The organism is Methanothermobacter defluvii (genome assembly GCF_003385755.1).
In the GTDB taxonomy this organism is placed as follows: Archaea; Methanobacteriota; Methanobacteria; order Methanobacteriales; family Methanothermobacteraceae; genus Methanothermobacter; species Methanothermobacter thermautotrophicus.
Window position 1 is genome coordinate 75026 of record NZ_QREL01000001.1, and the last position, 17475, is coordinate 92500.

The window sequence follows — 17475 nt, forward strand, 5'->3', positions numbered from 1 at the left end:
TTTTCATTTTTTTCATAATTAAAACACTTATAAATTTAAAAACATTTATAAATAAAGTGTTGAAGGTTTTTTGAACTTTAAAAACAAGAGGTGATACATTTGAGCGAAAGGATTGTTATATCGCCGACATCACGACAAGAAGGACATGCAGAACTTGTCATGGAAGTCGATGATGAGGGAATCGTGACAAAGGGGCGATACTTCAGTATTACTCCTGTCAGGGGCCTTGAGAAAATGGTTACAGGTAAAGCACCTGAAACAGCACCTGTCTTTGTCCAGAGGATATGTGGAGTATGCCCTATACCACACACCCTGGCTTCCGTTGAGGCAATAGACGACTCCCTTGACATTGAGGTTCCAAAGGCCGGAAGACTTCTCCGTGAACTTACACTCGCAGCACACCACGTGAACAGCCATGCAATACATCAGTTCCTCATAGCACCGGACTTCGTGCCTGAAAACCTCATGGCAGACGCCATAAACTCAGTCTCCGAGATAAGGAAAAACGCACAGTACGTAGTTGACATGGTTGCAGGTGAGGGTATACACCCATCCGATGTCAGGATAGGTGGAATGGCCGACAATATAACGGAACTCGCAAGGAAAAGGCTGTATGCAAGGTTAAAACAGCTCAAACCAAAACTCAACGAACACGTTGAGCTCATGATAGGATTAATTGAGGATAAGGGCCTTCCAAAGGGTCTTGGAGCTCACAACCAGCCAACACTTGCAAGCCACCAGATCTACGGCGACAGGACAAAGTTCGATCTGGACAGGTTCACCGAGGTAATGCCTGAGAGCTGGTACGATGACCCTGAAATAGCCAAGAGGGCCTGCTCAACAATACCACTCTACGATGGAAGAAACGTGGAGGTCGGTCCAAGGGCAAGGATGGTTGAATTCCAGGGATTCAAGGAGAGGGGTGTTGTTGCACAGCACGTTGCAAGGGCACTTGAGATGAAAACGGCACTCGCAAGGGCAATTGAAATCCTTGATGAACTAGACACATCCGCACCGGTAAGGGCAGACTTCGATGAGAGAGGCACAGGTAAACTAGGTATAGGTGCAATTGAAGCTCCCCGGGGACTGGACGTCCACATGGCCAAGGTTGAAAATGGTAGGATACAGTTCTATAATGCACTCGTCCCAACAACCTGGAACATCCCAACAATGGGTCCTGCAACTGAAGGATTCCACCATGAATACGGACCACACGTCATACGCGCTTACGACCCATGTCTCTCATGCGCAACACACGTGATGGTTGTTGATGACGAGGACAGATCAGTAATCAGGGATGAAATGATCACACTCTAGGGAATAACATGCCATACGACGCTGAGATTCTAGTGGTGGGCTGTGGAAACATCCTTTTCAAGGACGATGGATTCGGCCCAGAGGTTATCAAGGCCCTTGAAGAGTACTTCAAGGATAGGGAAAAACCAGATAATGTTATGTTCATTGATGCTGGGACTGGCGGTCCACACTTTGTCTTCTCCCTCCCCCATGAGGAGTGGAAGAAGATGATAGTTGTGGATGTTGTTGAATTCAACGCAGAACCCGGAACACTCAGGAAATTCGATGTCACTGAGATTCCAAAGGGATCCTATGAAAATATGCATACATGGCCAGTGAGCCAGCCCCTCCATGAACTCAGTGAAAAGATTGATGTTGTGGTAATAGGGTGTAAACCCAAGGAGATATCAGCTCCCAATGTGGAAATGGGCCTCACACCCCCAGTAAAAAAGGCTATTCCCAGAGCCATTCAGATGATCTTAGATGAGATTGGGGTTTCTAAATGAGCTTAATTGCCCGCATCAAAAGATTTTTAGGATTGGAGGCTGAAGCTAAGAGGGAAGAACCCGAAAAAGAAAAATCGGAACCTGTTGGAGCTTCAAAAGAGGAGGTTGAAAAAGTGGCTGAAGAAAATGCAAAACCAAGAATAGGTTACATTCACCTCAGTGGATGTACTGGAGATGCCATGTCGTTAACTGAAAATTACGACATTCTAGCAGAATTACTCACCAACATGGTGGACATAGTATACGGACAGACCCTGGTGGATCTCTGGGAGATGCCAGAGATGGATCTGGCCCTTGTTGAGGGATCTGTCTGTCTGCAGGACGAACACAGCCTGCACGAACTCAAGGAACTGAGGGAGAAGGCAAAACTCGTCTGTGCCTTCGGTTCATGCGCAGCAACAGGCTGCTTCACAAGGTACTCAAGGGGTGGACAGCAGGCACAGCCATCACACGAGTCCTTTGTACCAATAGCAGACCTCATAGATGTGGACCTCGCCATTCCAGGGTGCCCACCATCACCTGAGATAATAGCAAAGGCAGTCGTTGCACTCATCAACAATGACATGGAGTACCTCCAGCCAATGCTGGACCTTGCAGGCTACACAGAGGCATGCGGATGCGACCTCCAGACAAAGGTTGTAAACCAGGGTCTCTGCACTGGATGTGGAACATGTGCAATGGCCTGCCAGACAAGGGCCCTTGACATGACCAATGGAAGACCCGAACTCAACAGCGACCGCTGTATAAAATGTGGAATCTGCTATGTGCAGTGCCCAAGAAGCTGGTGGCCAGAAGAACAGATCAAAAAGGAGTTAGGGCTATAGGAGGCTGGAAAAATGGTTTTAGGTACTTACAAGGAAATAGTTTCCGCCAGATCAACTGACAGAGAGATTCAGAAGTTAGCCCAGGATGGAGGAATAGTTACAGGTCTTCTAGCATATGCCCTTGACGAGGGCATAATCGAAGGCGCAGTTGTTGCGGGACCCGGAAAGGAGTTCTGGAAGCCAGAACCAATGGTCGCCATGACCTCAGATGAACTCAAGGCGGCTGCAGGTACCAAGTACACATTCTCACCAAACGTCCTGATGCTCAAGAAGGCAGTGAGGCAGTACGGTATAGAGAAACTGGGTACAGTTGCAATACCCTGCCAGACCATGGGTATAAGGAAGGCCCAGACCTACCCATTCGGTGTCAGGTTTGTTGCAGATAAGATAAAGCTCCTGGTCGGTATCTACTGCATGGAGAACTTCCCATACACATCACTGCAGACCTTCATCTGTGAGAAACTCGGATTAAACATGGAGCTCGTTGAGAAGATGGACATAGGTAAAGGAAAATTCTGGGTCTACACCCAGGATGATGTCTACACACTCCCCCTCAAGGAGACCCATGGATACGAACAGGCAGGATGCAAGATCTGCAAGGACTATGTGGCTGAGCTGGCAGACGTATCAACAGGTTCAGTGGGATCACCGGATGGCTGGTCAACAGTCATAACAAGGACCGATTCAGGGGACTCAATATTCAAGCAGGCTGTTGAGGTAGGTATATTCGAGACCAAACCAATAGAGGAAGTCAAACCTGGCCTGGGACTTCTTGAAAAACTCTCTGCACAGAAGAAGGAAAAGGCAGAGAAGAACATCGCTGCAAGGAAAGAGATGGGATTACCAACACCATACTGATCCCATCCCTAAATTTTCTATTTTTCAGAACATTCAGTCCATTCAACTGCATCCTCAAGTTAACTATTCTGTTATAACCGTGCAGCCGTCCTCCTCAACAATGACTGTATGTTCCCACTGGGCGACCATTGCACCGCTCTTTTCCCTCAGCACATGGTAGGGGTATATGGCCCTTGACTGTATCAGCATTCTCATGGAGGCATTCAGTCTCTTTGCATCGAAGTACTCCTCAAGCCACCGCTGTGCAAAGGGGAGGGCGTGATACTCCTCCCGTATCTTACCCAGGACCCTCCGGGCATGTACAAGCCGGAGGGGCCTCTCCCTGAGGAACCGGAATATGTAGGTCTGCGGCATATCCGTCACAAGACCCACACCATCCGTGGCAAAGGGTTCAATCGCCAGGACGTCCCCCTCCTCCAGCTGATGAGTGTTCCTTTCATTTATATTGGGTATTGATAGTCCTGAGTGCAGTATCCAGCGCTCCATGCTGTGCCCGGTCAGATTGGAAACAGGGTTCATGCCATGGGAGTGAATGGTTTCCTCGATTACGCGTCCAATTTCTCCAACCTCAACACCGGCCCTTATGGTTGAAATGGCATTCTCAAGGGCCTCCCTTGCAGCGTCCATCATCTGGTGGCATTTATCATCAACATCCCCCACAGGCACCGTGATGGCGGTGTCGGCTATGAATCCATCCACATGGGCGCCAAGGTCCAGCTTAACAAGGTCACCATCACCTATTACACTATCATCGCCTGGTGGAGAGGTGTAGTGGGCCGTTACCTCATTCACCGATACGTTACATGGAAAGGCTGGCCTACCACCCTCCTCAATTATACGATCCTCCACGTAATTTACGAGTTCTATTATGGGCAAGCCATCCCTTATTATCCCCGCGGCTTCCCTTCTGACCTTTGATACAATTTTACCTGCCTTCAAGTATGATTCGATCATCTTTATCACTGATCCTGTTCTGCTATTTATTTAAATAAGGAGTTATATATACAGTAGATAATACTATGCAAGGGGGCAGTATATGGCGACCACGGCAACGGTACCTCAGAATGTTTTGTGGCTTATAATATCTATCCTAGGTTTTATAACTGTGATTATCGTGGCTGTACAGTGGAGGAGGGTGAGGGAATCCCAGAACGACATCATGCTTCTTGAAAAACAGATTGAACTCAAGAAGATAACCCTTGTTGAAAATGACCTTCATGCAAAGCGTCTGATGGAGACAACGATACCCCTTCCCAAGGATAAGCAGGATAAACTGGCATCCATAAGGAAGAAAACATCCGAGATAATGCATGAGGTGGGTTATCTCCAGAGTGAAATAAGTGAGAGACTGGCCCTTCTTGAGGCCAAGACAGAGTTCAAGAAACTCGAAAAGATGCTTAAGGAACTTGAGAAGAAGGAAGCGGAGATGAATTCCAGGCTGAAAAAGTAATGGGGAGGTTTTAAAGTGGGACCGGTGGAGCTTCTTGCAATTCTGATACTTGCAGGGGCGATAGTAGTCCTCATATACTACTACCTGATGGAATCAGGAAACATAGCGCCCGTAACAAGGATATATGGAGCTGGTGAAGGCACAGCCGAAGGGAGGGAAGGTTACATGGCAGGTGTTGGAGAAAAGATGTCAGATGTGAGTGACAGGATAATGGGCAAGGTGAGGGAGGTACCCATAAGCACGGATGTCATCTCAAACAAGATAGACGCCTTCCTCAATGAGAAGAGCGATGAACTCATAGAGGACTGGTCACTTGCAACCATGGATGACATATCTAAACTTGAGAAAAGGCTTGAACTTGTATCAAGGAACATAGATGAACTGGAGCAGAGATTCAACGAGTACAGGGGTCACACCAATAAGAAACTCGAGTCCCTTGACAGGAGGCTCAGAAGGCTTGAGGAAAAGGAGGAAAAGGACTGACCACAACATTTATATACTGAAATAACAAATCTAATGTTTAGCGGGGTGGGGTAGTCTGGTGATCCCGCGGGGCTCATAACCCCGAGATCCCTAGTTCAAATCTAGGCCCCGCTATCAGTTCTAATTTTCATGATTATTTACCGGGCAAGCCGAAGGGCAGCTGACGGTCCCTCAAGGGGCTGAGGAAACTCCACCCATCATACAGAACCGTGGTGCCGTGAGGCATCAGCTGAGAGGCTGGACCCTGGAGCAGAAACGACACGTCTCCTGATGGATGATAATGAAGCTTCACCCTCAAGGAGCAGACTGACATCAGGAGGACCGGTGAAACGGCCATTCCACGGGATGCAAGGACAAATGCTGCCGGTGATTACTGTAGGAGGCAGAGGTAGTCCGCCCAGATGAATGCTGCCGAAACAGAAGGTGGGTTACTCTCGGCATGCCCGGTTTCAATCATTATATTCAATTACTGTGATCCAATAAGAGCCCCTGAGGGGGTACGGAAATCAGTATCCCTGCATAGCTCTCCAGAACTAACTGATTTTTTCGCAGGCGCGATGGAGCTGTTGTTCTCTCTTCAGAACTAACTGATTCTGTCAGAGGTCATGAATTCGAAAAAATAGGAGATTCAGTGGATTATGGCATCCTTCACCTTATCGAAGAAGCCCTTATCCTCGTGGATCTCATCCCCACTGATACTTGCAAATTCCCTGAGGAGTTCCTTCTGCCTGGGGCTCAGCTTTCTTGGTGTCACAACCTTGACCTTTACGTAGAGGTTCCCGTAGCCGTTCCACTTGAGATGGGGCATCCCGTGGCCCTTAACACGGAAGGTTGTACCGCTCTGGGTCCCTGCGGGTATCCTCAGTTTCACTGGCCTGTCAAGGGTCGGGACCTCGATGGTGTCACCCAGGGCTGCCTGGACGAAGCTTATGGGCTTCTCGGTGTACAGGTTGGCGCCCTCCCTCCTGAAAATGCTGTGGGGCTTGACCTTGATAACCACGTAGAGATCCCCTGGTTCTCCACCACGAAGACCCATCTCCCCCTCACCTGGGACCCGGAGCCGGGATCCTGTCTCAACACCTGCAGGGACCTTCACATGGATGGTGCTGGTCTTCCTGACAACGCCTTTACCGTTACAGTTACTGCAGGGTTTCTCGACTACTGTACCCTCGCCCTGACAGTCGGGGCACGTTGTTATGTTCATCATCTGCCCCAGGATGGTGTTCCTCACCTGCCGCACCTGTCCGCTGCCACCGCAGGTCTGGCAGGTCCTTGTACCGGTGCCTGGCTCAGCCCTGCTGCCATGGCACACCGGACACTTCTTTGTATGTGGAACCCTTATATCGGTTTCAAGACCATTGTAGGCATCTTCAAGGCTTATCTCCAGGGTGTAGCTTATATCAGCGCCCCTCTGTGGCCCGTGCCTTCTTCCCCCACCAAATCCGAACATGTCAAATATGTTTCCAATGTCAAATCCCAGGCCGCTGAAGATGTCCTCAAAGTTTATGTTGTTGAATATATCCTCCTGACTGAAGCCATCCATACCAGCATGGCCGAAGCGGTCGTACCTCGCCCTCTTCTCATCATCAGAGAGGACTGCGTAGGCTTCGCTTATTTCCTTGAACTTTTCGGCTGCATCAGGGTCATCACTGACGTCAGGGTGATACTTTCTGGCGAGCCTCCTGTAGGCCTTCTTTATCTCCTTCTTATCCGCACCCCTATCCACACCGAGGATCTCATAGTAGTCACGTTTAGCCATCGATTTTCACCTGGTATACTCTAGAAACAGTCTACTAGGAATTAATTGTTTTCAAGAATAAAAAAATGTGGGTTGGGGGCTAGTTCTTGACCTCAAAGTCTGCATCTATGGTATCATCGCCGCCCCTGTCTTCACCCTCGGAGGCTGTGCTGCCTGCCTGCTGCTGTGCTGCTTGTTGCTGTGCTGCCTGCTGGTATATAACTGCTCCGATCTCCTGGACCGTCTTTGTGAGCTCCTCTGTCTTTGATTTTATTGCCTGGATGTCGTCTCCTGCTATGAGTTCCCTGAGTTCCCTGACCTGTTTCTCAACCTCTTCCTTCTTCTCGGCTGGCACTTTGTCTCCGAGTTCATCCAGGGTCTTTTCTGCAGTGTAGATCATTGAATCTGCGTTGTTCCTTATTTCGATTTCCTCCTGTTTTCGTCTGTCCTCCTCTGCGTGTTTCTTGGCCTCCTCTATCTTCTGTTTTATCTCCTCCTCGGAGAGCTTGTTTGGAGCTGTTATTGTTATGGCCTGTTCCTTACCCGTTCCAAGGTCCTTTGCTGATACATTCAGTATACCGTTTGCGTCAATGTCGAAGGTCACCTCAATCTGGGGCACTCCACGGGGCGCTGGTGGTATGCCCACGAGCTGGAATCTTCCAAGGCTTGTGTTGTCTGCGGCCATTGGCCTCTCACCCTGGAGGACGTGGATATCCACTGATGTCTGGTTGTCCGCTGCAGTTGAGAATATCTGGCTCTTCCTGGTGGGTATGGTGGTGTTCCTTTCTATTAGCTTGGTGAAGACCCCTCCGAGGGTCTCTATACCCAGGGACAGTGGTGTTACATCGAGAAGTACCAGGTCCTTTATCTCACCGGCAAGGACACCTCCCTGTATGGCTGCACCCATGGCAACGCACTCCATGGGGTCTATTCCCCTCTCGACGGGTTTTCCTATGAAGTCCTCAACGAATTTCTGGACGATGGGCATCCTTGTGGGTCCGCCGACAACTATTATCTTGTCAACGTCCTCCCTGGTCATCCCGGCGTCCTTAAGTGCCTGTTCCATGGGTCCTGCACATTTCTGGACTATCGGGTCAACGAGTTCCTCCAGTTTGGCCCTTGTTATTGTCTTTATGAGGTGTTTTGGTCCATCCTGGGCCACGGTGATGTATGGGAGGTTCACCTCGGTTGTCAGGGTTGTTGATAGTTCTATCTTGGCCTTCTCAGAGGCCTCCCTCAACCTCTGGACCGCCTGGTCGTCCTCCATGAGGTCTATGCCGGTCTCCATTTTGAATTCTTCGGCAAGGTAGTTCATTATCGCATTGTCCATGTCGGTTCCGCCGAGCTGGGTGTCACCACTGGTTGATCTGACCTCGAAGACCCCTCCACCGAACTCCATTATTGTAACGTCCAGTGTACCTCCACCGAGGTCGAAGACCATTATGACCATGTCCTCGTCTTCCTTGTCAAGCCCGTAGGCAAGGCTTGCGGCTGTTGGCTCGTTGACGAGCCTCACAACGTCAAGACCGGCGATGGTCCCGGCGTCCTTTGTGGCTGTCCTCTGGTTGTCGTCAAAGTAGGCAGGTACAGTGATCACTGCCTTCTTTATCTCCTCTCCCAGGAATGCCTCGGCATCCTTTTTGATCTTCTGGAGGATGAATGCTGAGATCTCCTGTGGTGTGTACTCCTTGCCACGGACCTTAACCTTCCTGTCTGTACCCATACTCCTTTTTATGGCTGTTATGGTGTTCTCCGGGTTTGTGACTGCCTGGCGCCTTGCAGGTTCACCCACCAGCATCTGTCCGTCCTCTGTGAATGCCACGCAGCTCGGGAATGATTTACCGTACTGTGATGCACCCTCTGCACTGGGTATGATGGTTGGTTTACCGCCTATTAGAACTGCGGCTGCAGAGTTACTTGTTCCAAGGTCAATACCGAGAATTTTTTCTTTCTTTGCCATGTGATCACCTCAAATCAGCTTTTCTTACATACCTTAACAATTGAGTGCTTTATTATGCGGTCGTTCAGTCTGTAACCACGTGATAACTCCTCGATGATGACACCATCCTCATATCCGTCATGGTCCTCAACCATAACGGCCTCGTGGAGGAAGGGGTCGAATTTCTCCCCCTCTGCAGGTATCTCACTGAGGCCCTCCTTTGTGAGGGTGTCTCTGAACTTCCGGTAGATGACCTCAAGACCATCCATGCTGCTGTCCTGATTTTCAATGGCCCTTTCGAGGTCCTCGTAGACATCCAGGAGCTTGAGTATGAGCCTTTCGTTGGCGTTTTTTATGATTTCGAGTTCCTGTTTTTCCATCTGTTTCTTGTAGTTATCGAAATCTGCCTGGAGTCTCTGGAGGTGGGAGGTGTACTCCCTGACTTCCTCTTCCTTCTTTTCGATTTCGTTCTCTAAATCTTTAAGACGCTCCCTGAGTTCCTCAAGTTCCTTCTGGCATTCCTGTGGGGACCCAGAATCAGTTTTTTTATCTTCGCACATCAGTTCACCTTTGATTTTTTACAGAAATTAAAGTTACCGGAGGTTACCTATAACCTTATAGCTATTATACTTACAAAAGGTTATATAAACCTTTCGACATAGTCTACATGATGAGCGGAAAATCCACTGAAAACCAGAACATGGAAGTTATACTTGACGTCATGGGTTGCAAGACCCGGAGGGATATCATAAACCTCCTGCGTGAGGAGCCAAGATTTGTCAGTGAGATATCCCGGGAGCTGGATATAGGGCAGAAGGCCATAATAGAGCACCTGAGGGCCATGGAGGAGGCAGGGATCCTGAGCTCCTTCTTCAGGAAAATAGAGCGGGGAAGGCCCCGTAAGTATTATGACATCTCAAGGGACATCCACGTCAGCATAACAATAAACAGGAACACCTTCAGGGTTGACGTCATGGATGACCTCCTGAACAGGAAGCAGCTACCTCCCGGGGATGAATGGTCCAGACTCCTCAACATTGAAAATAAGATAAAGAGGGGTCAATGGGAGGCAGTTGAGGAGTTAAAGAACCTCATAAGGCTCTATGATCACCTTAAGAGGAGGGCCGAGGACCTGCTGATGGAAGCAGAGATTCGAAGGAAAATGGAGTGACATGACCCCCACCTTATTTATATGGACTGATGGTGCTAACGGTATCTGAGGGCCACTGCAACAGCCTGTCCCAGGGAAACTGAGCCATCACCTGCACAGGAATTCCTGTGCTGGATGAACCTGTAACCCCTCTCTGTGACGTAATCCCTCACAGCGAGGCTTATGGCCTCATTATAGAACACGCCACCGGTCCCACCGATACACTTCACTCCAGCATCATCTGCTGCAAGTACCGCCATCTCTGCAAGGCCCTCTGCAACGGCTTTCTGGGCGGCATGGGCTATCTCTGCTCTATTCTCACCCCTATCAATAAGTTCCATGACATCCAGCAGGATGGCTGATGTGTCCAGGATGTACCTCCCACCTTTTTCTTTAACCTCAAAGGACATACTCAGCTTTTCAGAGGCCCTGAAGGCCTCGGATTCCAGTTTCATTGCACACTCACCCTCATAGGTCCTTACACCACAGATCCTGAGGGCTGCTGAGATGGCATCAAGCACACGCCCGGTGCCTGTACTTATACCTGTATTCAGCCCGGACTCCAGCTGCCTCATCACCACACCGATCTCCCTCTCGCCGTGGGGGAAATAGTCAGAGTACCTCTCACGGAATAGCTCCTGGAGGTCCCCCTCATAGCGTCCCCTCAACATGGAGAGGAGCATCCGTGCAGGGTACCTTGTCGCAAGGTCACCTCCCGGCATCCTCTGGGGCATCAGACTCCCCAGTCTCTCATAATCTGAACCATGGCAGTGGAGTATCTCACCACCCCATGATGTGCCGTCATCACCGTAACCAACACCATCTGCAGCTATGCATATGCACTCATCGACACCCGCATCAAGCATCAGGGCAAGGGCATGGGCGTGGTGGTGCTGGACCCTCAGGACCTCTGCAGAGAACCTGCTGGCGAGTTCCTCAGCATAGGATGTTGTGAGGAACTGGGGGTGCAGGTCACAGGCTATAACATCAACATCCTCTGTCCCGGTTATGCCCATGAGGTAATCCACAGCGTCCTTAAGAAAGAGGAGGGTGTCATACCTTGAGGTGTTGCCTATGTGCTGGGAGACATAACACTGACCACCCTTCAGCACCGAGAATGTAACATCAAGTTCCGGTCCCAGGCAGATTGCCGAGACGTCACCGGCAACATGGGGGATCTCGTAGGGTTCAGGGGCATATCCGCGGGACCTCCTTATGAATGCCATTTCACCACCCCTGAAACGGACAACAGAGTCATCGCAGCGGTTCACAATCCTTCGGTCATGGAGCAGGAAGTAATCTGCTATCCCCTGAAGGCCCCCTATGATCTCAGTGTTCTCTATGAACATGGGGTCCCCTGGCCTGTTTGCAGATGTCATCACATAGGCCGGCGCCTCTGTGTACCTCAGGAGGACATGGTGAAGACCAGAGTAGGGTAACATGACCCCTATGTTATGGAGGCCCGGTGCAACCGAGGGGGCCAGGCAGTAGTCCCGGCTTTTTTTCAGGACAACGATGGGCCTCCTTCTTGAGGTGAGGGCTTCCTCCTCCACGTCTGATATGGACGCATAGGACTCTATGGATTCAAGGTCAGGGGACATGCATGCGAAGGGCTGATTTGGTCTTCCGAGCCCTGAACGGAGCCTTTTAACTACCTCATCATCATCGGCACGGCAGACGAGGTGCGTACCACCGATACCCTTAACTGCAAGTATGCTGCCATCATCAAGGAGTTCTGCCGCCATTTTAATGGGGTCAGGGGTCTTCAGGATCCCGTCCCTGTACAGGAAGGGCTTTGGACCGCAGATGGGGCAGCATGTGGCCTCTGCATGGTACCTCCTGTCGAGGGGGTTGAGGTATTCCTCCATGCAGGAGCTGCAGAGAGGGAAATCACGCATGCTGGTCCTTTCACGGTCATAGGGAATGGATTCTATAACGGTGAACCTGGGCCCGCAGTCTGTGCAGGCGGTGAAGGGATAGAGGTATCTCCTGTTATTCTCATCCATCATCTCTTCCAGACAGCTGCTGCAGGTGGCGACATCCGCGGGTATTACAGATGTCCCCGAGGAACTGGATGAACTCTCCTTTATACTGAATTCAGCGAATGATGCCTCATTGACCTCAAAAATTTCCTTTTTTATACTGTTTATCCTTGAAATGGGGGGCTTATCTTTCTTAAGCCTCTCAATGAATTCTTCAATGCCTTCGTGGCTACCCTCGAGGGCTATTTCCACCATGTTCCCCATGTTCCTCACGTATCCCGTGAGGCCGAGTTCATTTGCAAGTCTGTAGACCGCTGGCCTGAAGCCAACGCCCTGGACTATTCCCTCCACTGTGAGATGGGCACGGTACATTTCTATCTACCTTGAGTTTGCATGAGTTCTCCTATGCTAAGATTATATTGATGTACTTATAAATTAGGTAGTGATGCCGGTAAGATCAATTCTTGAGGAACTACTCAGGGGAAGGATATCACTGGAGGAAGCTGAGAGGGCCATTGAATCAGCCCAGCTGAGCCTGGGGGATAGGGTGAGGTTTGACATATTCCGCGAGAAGAGAACAGGATTTCCAGAGGCAGTATTCGCTCCAGGCAAGAGTGATGAGGATATAGTTAATATTGTGAAGGCTGTGGGGGATGTGCTTGTAACCAGACTCCCACCTGATAGGGCTGAAGGGATACTGAAGGAACTCGGGGATATTGATAGAAGAATTGAGTACCATGAGACCGCAGGGGTGCTCGCTGCAAGGTCAGGAGACCCTGAGTTTATTGGAAGGATAGGGTTGCTCTCTGCCGGGACATCGGACATACCCGTTGCAGAGGAGGCAAGGGTGGTTGCAGAGGAATCAGGCTGTGAGGTCATCACTGCCTATGATGTTGGTGTTGCAGGCCTCCACAGGCTCCTGGACCCACTCAGGAGGATGCATGAATCAGGGGTTAAGGCCCTCATAGTGGTTGCAGGTATGGAGGGTGCTCTTCCCTCAGTGGTTGCAGGACTTGTTGATGTACCAGTCATAGGGGTTCCAACCTCTGTTGGCTACGGTGTGGGTGAGGGCGGGTCAGTGGCGCTTAAATCAATGCTCCAGTCATGCTCGCCCGGCATAGGGGTTGTTAACATAGACAATGGATTCGGGGCGGCTGTTCTGGCGGTTAAGATATTGAGGGCATGCAGTCTCTAGCTCCCCGCAGCCCTTTCAGGGGGCTTTCTCACCTGAATTCTCCTGCTGGGACCCGTACATTTTACCCCATTCGCAGAGGGCGTCCAGTATGGGTATGACGGATTTTCCCTTCTCTGTGAGGCAGTACTCCACCCGGGGGGGCACCTCAGGGTAGACCTTTCTGTTTATCAGTCCACTGGATTCAAGTTCACGGAGTGTCCTTGTGAGCATCCGCTGTGTTATTTTTGGGATCCTCCGGTTTATTTCACTGAAGCGGAGTTTACCATCCTTCAGGGTGCAGAGGACCAGTGATTTCCATTTACCACCTATCTCGTTGACGGCGACCTCAACTGAACAGAGGTATTCATCATCTCCCATGTCATCACCACTATACTCCTTGTAACATGGTATACTTATTGTAAGTATATACATTTTGTGTAACTACATGATTTAAATACATTAAGTTACTTTACTATAGTAAAGAAGGTTGAGAGGTGAAAACCATGCTTGTAAGCTTTGATCTACAGCACTTCTGCTGCGGTCCAAAGGGCTGTCAGATAGAGATAGAATACGGCGAAATGCTCGACGCAGAGCAGTAAATTCTCCTTTTCTAACACCCCTCATTTTTCATAACCCCCTTCATTTTGACAAAATTTTTATGCACCTGGACTTAAAATCATAAAAATCCACTGATTCTCATAAAGAGGATACCATGAGAGTGCACCCATTCAAGCCCACACCATCATCCAGAAGGAGTGTCAGCCACCTCATATATGAGTCGGACAGGCAGCTATTTGACTGGTTCTTCACTGAGCCAGATCTGATAATAGAAAAGCTTATAGACTACGGACTGTACCTGGATCCTGACAGGATAGTACTGGCATCCAGGGGGCCGGAGGTTATTGGGGCACTGGTCTATGAACTTAAGGGCGCAGAGATCAGTAGGCTGGATCTGATAAGATGTCTGGGCCCCCTGGATTTCCTGAGGTTCTCTGCAATGGATTTAATTGACTCCCTCAGCACACTGGACCTGGGGGAGGGTGATCTCTATATCTCATCCCTTGCAGTTTCAGCGGGAGCAAGGGGGATGGGGGTGGGGTTCAGACTCCTCGAGGAGGCACGAAAAATAGCAGAGGAGGAAGGTCTTGAGAGACTCACCCTTGATGTTGCACAGAGCAACAGACCGGCCCTCAAACTTTACAGGAAATTCGGTTTCAGAATCAAAGACGAAAGCGGAATAAAAATCTTAAACAGAATGTTCTACCGCATGGAATTATCTCTTATCTGAGTTTCCACCAGCCTATTCCATTTCCTGTTCTGCTTCTATCGTTGGAGCTGTCTTTCCCTATTTTCTTCTTGCAGCAAACTCCTCCAGGAGGCTGTCAAGGGGCACGCCCTTGTATACCAGCAGGAGCAGAGTGTGGAATATGAGGTCGGCTGCCTCCTCCACGAGGTTCTCATCATTCTTTGATGCTATTATGACCTCTGCGGCCTCCTCCCCTATTTTCTCAAGGATCTTATCCTCTGCCCTTTTATCATCATCCCTCATGAGGCGTGAAGTGTATGAATCAATGGGTCTGTCCCTCCGATCCTCAAGCACACGGTATACTTCCCTTAAAATTCCCTCATCTACCATTCTTCTTACCTGCCATGGCCTTTCTCATGCTCGTCGTTATCGCAATCAGTGGGTGCTGGGCGTCATCTATGACCTCTATGTCCTCCAGGGTGTGAACACCATTGAGGTCAGCTGTCTTCTCCATACCCAGCTTCATATCCTTCTTTATATCTATGACATAGGAGTCTATCTCCTTGCACCCGAGCCTGTAGGATGCGAGGGTCCTGTGGTGACCATCAATGAGGACGTACCTTTCACCTGTCTTAACAACTATTGTGGGCTCTGCAAGACCCCTTTTAATTTCATAGGTCCTGCCCTGGAGTTCATCGGCATAGACCTTGTTCTGGGTTGGCCTCAATTTCTCGATTGGGACCTTCATCCTTTTAACCTCTGGTTTAACACCATAGAGCTGTTCCAGGGTCTTCTTGAAGTAGTTGACCTTCATGGGTGTTGAACGCTCGATGTGGGACCTCACGATATCGGTGTTTGTTATGATTCCAACAAGCTTACCCTCCTTGTTTATAACAGGTAGCCTGGAGATGCCCATCCTGAACATCACCCTTGCGGCGTCATTGAGTGACATGTCCTGGTCAGCCACAACAACATCCCTTGACATGATCTCTGAGACGGTTTTAACCCACGGTTTTATCAGAAGGTCAAAGGCCGTCACCATCCCGATCACAGAACCGTTATCCTTAACAGGGAACCCATCGTGCCCTGTTTCCTTCATAAGTTTGATTATCTCAGCAGTTGAAGTATCTGAGGATACCGTTATAACGTCCCGGGTCATGTAGTCCCTTACAAGTGCCTTGTTGCTCATCCTATTCCCTTCTTCTGTTTTTTCCAGATGAAACTGTTATCACAGACTATCTTCACCACACGGTGGTATGGGATGGAGCTCCCATCCCTCAGTATCATGAAGCCCCTCTCAAGCCTTTCTATGTCGGAGCCCCTGATTGTTTTAAGGTTCCTGCAGGCACCCCTGTGGAGGTAGCTTATCCTGCATCTTTCAATATCCCACTTCGGATGCCACATCAGAAGATCCAGGACGTTCTTGGCCATACACCTCAGATCCGTTCCTTTATCAGTTCAACGGTGCGTTCGGGTTCAGCCTTACCACGGGTCATCCTCATGACCTGACCAACCAGGAAATTTATGGCTGCCTCCTTACCGGCATGGTAATCCTCAACAGCCCCTGGATTCTCTCTTATGGCCTGTTCAACGGCCCTTATGACTTCCGATTCATCTATGATGCCTATGAGTCCCATTTCGGTCGCTATCTCCCGGGGACCCTTTTTATTCAGTGGCATCTCCTCTATGATCTTCTTGGCTGCCTTGCTTGTTATCTCCTTCTTCCTGATCATGGCGAGAAGCTCGATGATATCCCCTGGTGTTATCATGCTTTCTGCAAAGCTTATCTTGTTGTAGTAAAGGACCCTTTTCAGTTCATCCCTCATCCACAGGGCAGCAAATTCAGGGTCTATTGAGCCAGCAACCTCCTCGAACGCGTCTGCAAGCTCCAGCTCTGATGTGAGGACCCTTGCATCCTCCTCCCTCAGGCCGTACTCCTCCATGAAACGCTTCACCTTCAGGTGGGGTGCTTCCGGTATCCTCTCCCGCAGACCCTCCACCACTTCATCCGTGAACTTCATTGGCGGAAGGTCCGGGTCAGGTATGTATCTGTAGTCCTCTGCCTCCTCCTTGAGCCTCATTGAAACAGTTATCATCTGCGACTCAAGAAAGGCCCTTGTTTCCTGCTTGACCTCAACACCCCTCTTCAGGAGGTTCTTCTGTCTGATCATCTCAAATTTCAGGGCCTTGTAGGCGCCCTTAATTGAGTTTATGTTCTTTATTTCAACCCTTTTACCACCCTCAAGGGATATGTTGACGTCGGCCCTCATTGTACCCTCCCCACGTGCACAGCCACTGTACTCGAGGACCCTTATGAGTTCCCTGAGGAAGTTCCTGGCCTCCTCAGGGGAGGTCATGTCGGGTTCTGTGACTATTTCAATGAGGGGGATTCCTGACCTGTTGAAGTCCACGGTTCCCTGGTCGGGCTTGTACTGGCCCGGGTCCTCCTCGATGTGGACCTCCCTGATCCTCACACCGTTCAATTCACCCTCAAGTCCCACGGGTATGGATGTCCTCTGATACCCGGATGGGAGGTCCGGGTAGTTGTAGTGCTTACGCATGAAGTAGGTGATCTCAGGGTTTATCCTGCAATCGAGCATGAGTGCAATTTTAAGTGCCCCCTCAAGGGCGCTCCTGTTTGGGGGGTATGGCTTGGCCCCGGGCTGGTTGAGGCAGACCGGGCATATGTTGGTGTTTGGTGGGGCTTCCTGGTAATCTGTGGGGCACCTGCAGAAGAGTTTTGATCTGGTGTCAAGCTGAACATGAATTTCAAGACCACATTTCATCTTAATGGTTATTCCTCCCTTTTTATGATCCGGTGAACTTCAG

General features: G+C 49.8%; 19 protein-coding genes, 1 tRNA gene and 1 other RNA gene. 11 read left to right on the forward strand and 10 right to left on the reverse strand.

The features are described 5' to 3' along the window. Positions 1-99: 99 nt before the first annotated feature. From frhA to frhB, 4 genes are read left to right on the forward strand one after another with little or no spacing between them, the layout of a single operon-like run. The gene (gene frhA / locus C7452_RS00415; protein WP_115891930.1) at positions 100-1317 is read left to right on the forward strand and encodes a coenzyme F420 hydrogenase subunit alpha; all 1218 of its coding nucleotides are present in this window, start codon (positions 100-102) and stop codon (positions 1315-1317) included. Between the two features lie 8 nt (positions 1318-1325). Continuing rightward, the gene (frhD, locus tag C7452_RS00420; RefSeq protein WP_010876914.1) at positions 1326-1802 is read left to right on the forward strand and encodes a coenzyme F420-reducing hydrogenase, FrhD protein; all 477 of its coding nucleotides are present in this window, start codon (positions 1326-1328) and stop codon (positions 1800-1802) included. Then, positions 1799-2626, forward strand: coding sequence for a coenzyme F420 hydrogenase subunit gamma (frhG, locus tag C7452_RS00425; RefSeq protein ID WP_048175829.1), 828 nt, complete (start codon positions 1799-1801; stop codon positions 2624-2626). Before frhD ends, frhG begins: the two co-directional genes overlap by 4 nt. A gap of 12 nt (positions 2627-2638) precedes the next feature. Continuing rightward, positions 2639-3484: a coenzyme F420 hydrogenase subunit beta gene (gene frhB / locus C7452_RS00430; protein ID WP_115891931.1), complete on the forward strand. Its 846-nt coding sequence runs from the start codon at positions 2639-2641 to the stop codon at positions 3482-3484. A 63-nt stretch (positions 3485-3547) separates the two neighbouring features. Here frhB and map read toward each other — a convergent pair whose 3' ends face one another. After that, positions 3548-4438 (reverse strand): type II methionyl aminopeptidase, encoded by an 891-nt coding sequence (map, locus tag C7452_RS00435; RefSeq protein ID WP_048061017.1) that lies wholly within the window; start codon positions 4436-4438, stop codon positions 3548-3550. Positions 4439-4520: 82 nt separating this feature from the next. Here map and C7452_RS00440 point away from each other — a divergent pair, with 82 nt between their 5' ends. The 4 genes from C7452_RS00440 (at position 4521) to rnpB (ending at position 5860) form a co-directional block, all read left to right on the forward strand. Then, positions 4521-4934, forward strand: coding sequence for a hypothetical protein (locus tag C7452_RS00440; RefSeq protein WP_048175826.1), 414 nt, complete (start codon positions 4521-4523; stop codon positions 4932-4934). A gap of 15 nt (positions 4935-4949) precedes the next feature. Continuing rightward, the gene (locus tag C7452_RS00445) at positions 4950-5417 is read left to right on the forward strand and encodes a hypothetical protein (RefSeq protein ID WP_010876909.1); all 468 of its coding nucleotides are present in this window, start codon (positions 4950-4952) and stop codon (positions 5415-5417) included. 39 nt (positions 5418-5456) lie between these two features. After that, positions 5457-5531 (forward strand) — tRNA-Met (locus tag C7452_RS00450). 30 nt (positions 5532-5561) lie between these two features. Next, positions 5562-5860, forward strand: an RNA gene (gene rnpB, locus C7452_RS00455) — RNase P RNA component. Between the two features lie 185 nt (positions 5861-6045). Here rnpB and dnaJ read toward each other — a convergent pair. The 3 genes from dnaJ to C7452_RS00470 form a co-directional block, all read right to left on the reverse strand. After that, positions 6046-7176 carry a molecular chaperone DnaJ gene (gene dnaJ / locus C7452_RS00460; protein ID WP_115891932.1) on the reverse strand — a complete coding sequence of 377 codons (1131 nt, stop codon included), beginning with the start codon at positions 7174-7176 and terminating at the stop codon, positions 6046-6048. A gap of 79 nt (positions 7177-7255) precedes the next feature. Beyond that, positions 7256-9115, reverse strand: coding sequence for a molecular chaperone DnaK (gene dnaK / locus C7452_RS00465; protein WP_115891933.1), 1860 nt, complete (start codon positions 9113-9115; stop codon positions 7256-7258). 14 nt (positions 9116-9129) lie between these two features. Beyond that, on the reverse strand, positions 9130-9654 hold the full coding sequence (locus C7452_RS00470; RefSeq protein WP_115891934.1) for a nucleotide exchange factor GrpE: 525 nt from the start codon (positions 9652-9654) through the stop codon (positions 9130-9132). Between the two features lie 107 nt (positions 9655-9761). Here C7452_RS00470 and C7452_RS00475 point away from each other — a divergent pair, with 107 nt between their 5' ends. Continuing rightward, on the forward strand, positions 9762-10265 hold the full coding sequence (locus C7452_RS00475) for an ArsR/SmtB family transcription factor (protein WP_048175821.1): 504 nt from the start codon (positions 9762-9764) through the stop codon (positions 10263-10265). 35 nt (positions 10266-10300) lie between these two features. Here C7452_RS00475 and hypF read toward each other — a convergent pair whose 3' ends face one another. Beyond that, positions 10301-12598: a carbamoyltransferase HypF gene (hypF, locus tag C7452_RS00480; protein WP_115891935.1), complete on the reverse strand. Its 2298-nt coding sequence runs from the start codon at positions 12596-12598 to the stop codon at positions 10301-10303. Between the two features lie 73 nt (positions 12599-12671). On the opposite strand from hypF, the gene larB reads away from it, so the two are divergent. After that, on the forward strand, positions 12672-13421 hold the full coding sequence (gene larB / locus C7452_RS00485) for a nickel pincer cofactor biosynthesis protein LarB (RefSeq protein WP_048175819.1): 750 nt from the start codon (positions 12672-12674) through the stop codon (positions 13419-13421). Between the two features lie 15 nt (positions 13422-13436). Here the strand turns inward: larB and C7452_RS00490 are convergent, their stop codons facing one another. After that, positions 13437-13778 (reverse strand): winged helix-turn-helix transcriptional regulator, encoded by a 342-nt coding sequence (locus C7452_RS00490; RefSeq protein WP_048175818.1) that lies wholly within the window; start codon positions 13776-13778, stop codon positions 13437-13439. Between the two features lie 334 nt (positions 13779-14112). Between C7452_RS00490 and C7452_RS00495 the strand changes: the two genes are divergently transcribed. Continuing rightward, entirely contained in the window at positions 14113-14688 is a 576-nt protein-coding gene (locus C7452_RS00495) for a GNAT family N-acetyltransferase (RefSeq protein ID WP_048175817.1), read from the forward strand. A gap of 57 nt (positions 14689-14745) precedes the next feature. Here C7452_RS00495 and hisE read toward each other — a convergent pair whose 3' ends face one another. Genes hisE through gatB form a run of 4 tightly spaced genes read right to left on the reverse strand, consistent with a single transcriptional unit; the run spans position 14746 to position 17432 of the window. Further along, positions 14746-15036, reverse strand: coding sequence for a phosphoribosyl-ATP diphosphatase (hisE, locus tag C7452_RS00500; RefSeq protein WP_048175816.1), 291 nt, complete (start codon positions 15034-15036; stop codon positions 14746-14748). Continuing rightward, positions 15026-15835, reverse strand: a complete 810-nt coding sequence (locus tag C7452_RS00505; protein WP_010876899.1) for a CBS domain-containing ParB/RepB/Spo0J family partition protein — start codon at positions 15833-15835, stop codon at positions 15026-15028. Before C7452_RS00505 ends, hisE begins: the two co-directional genes overlap by 11 nt. Next, entirely contained in the window at positions 15832-16077 is a 246-nt protein-coding gene (locus tag C7452_RS00510) for a DUF504 domain-containing protein (protein ID WP_010876898.1), read from the reverse strand. Before C7452_RS00510 ends, C7452_RS00505 begins: the two co-directional genes overlap by 4 nt. A gap of 5 nt (positions 16078-16082) precedes the next feature. Then, positions 16083-17432, reverse strand: a complete 1350-nt coding sequence (gene gatB, locus C7452_RS00515) for an Asp-tRNA(Asn)/Glu-tRNA(Gln) amidotransferase subunit GatB (protein ID WP_010876897.1) — start codon at positions 17430-17432, stop codon at positions 16083-16085. Positions 17433-17475: the final 43 nt, after the last annotated feature.

Coding starts and splice junctions, on each gene's coding strand:
- frhD (WP_010876914.1), top strand. CDS start 1,326: ATGCCATACGACGCTGAGATTCTAGTGGTGGGCTGTGGAAACATCCTT.
- frhG (WP_048175829.1), top strand. CDS start 1,799: ATGAGCTTAATTGCCCGCATCAAAAGATTTTTAGGATTGGAGGCTGAA.
- frhB (WP_115891931.1), top strand. CDS start 2,639: ATGGTTTTAGGTACTTACAAGGAAATAGTTTCCGCCAGATCAACTGAC.
- map (WP_048061017.1), bottom strand. CDS start 4,438: ATGATCGAATCATACTTGAAGGCAGGTAAAATTGTATCAAAGGTCAGA.
- C7452_RS00440 (WP_048175826.1), top strand. CDS start 4,521: ATGGCGACCACGGCAACGGTACCTCAGAATGTTTTGTGGCTTATAATA.
- dnaJ (WP_115891932.1), bottom strand. CDS start 7,176: ATGGCTAAACGTGACTACTATGAGATCCTCGGTGTGGATAGGGGTGCG.
- dnaK (WP_115891933.1), bottom strand. CDS start 9,115: ATGGCAAAGAAAGAAAAAATTCTCGGTATTGACCTTGGAACAAGTAAC.
- C7452_RS00470 (WP_115891934.1), bottom strand. CDS start 9,654: ATGTGCGAAGATAAAAAAACTGATTCTGGGTCCCCACAGGAATGCCAG.
- C7452_RS00475 (WP_048175821.1), top strand. CDS start 9,762: ATGATGAGCGGAAAATCCACTGAAAACCAGAACATGGAAGTTATACTT.
- hypF (WP_115891935.1), bottom strand. CDS start 12,598: ATGTACCGTGCCCATCTCACAGTGGAGGGAATAGTCCAGGGCGTTGGC.
- larB (WP_048175819.1), top strand. CDS start 12,672: ATGCCGGTAAGATCAATTCTTGAGGAACTACTCAGGGGAAGGATATCA.
- C7452_RS00490 (WP_048175818.1), bottom strand. CDS start 13,778: ATGGGAGATGATGAATACCTCTGTTCAGTTGAGGTCGCCGTCAACGAG.
- C7452_RS00495 (WP_048175817.1), top strand. CDS start 14,113: ATGAGAGTGCACCCATTCAAGCCCACACCATCATCCAGAAGGAGTGTC.
- hisE (WP_048175816.1), bottom strand. CDS start 15,036: ATGGTAGATGAGGGAATTTTAAGGGAAGTATACCGTGTGCTTGAGGAT.
- C7452_RS00505 (WP_010876899.1), bottom strand. CDS start 15,835: ATGAGCAACAAGGCACTTGTAAGGGACTACATGACCCGGGACGTTATA.
- C7452_RS00510 (WP_010876898.1), bottom strand. CDS start 16,077: ATGGCCAAGAACGTCCTGGATCTTCTGATGTGGCATCCGAAGTGGGAT.
- gatB (WP_010876897.1), bottom strand. CDS start 17,432: ATGAAATGTGGTCTTGAAATTCATGTTCAGCTTGACACCAGATCAAAA.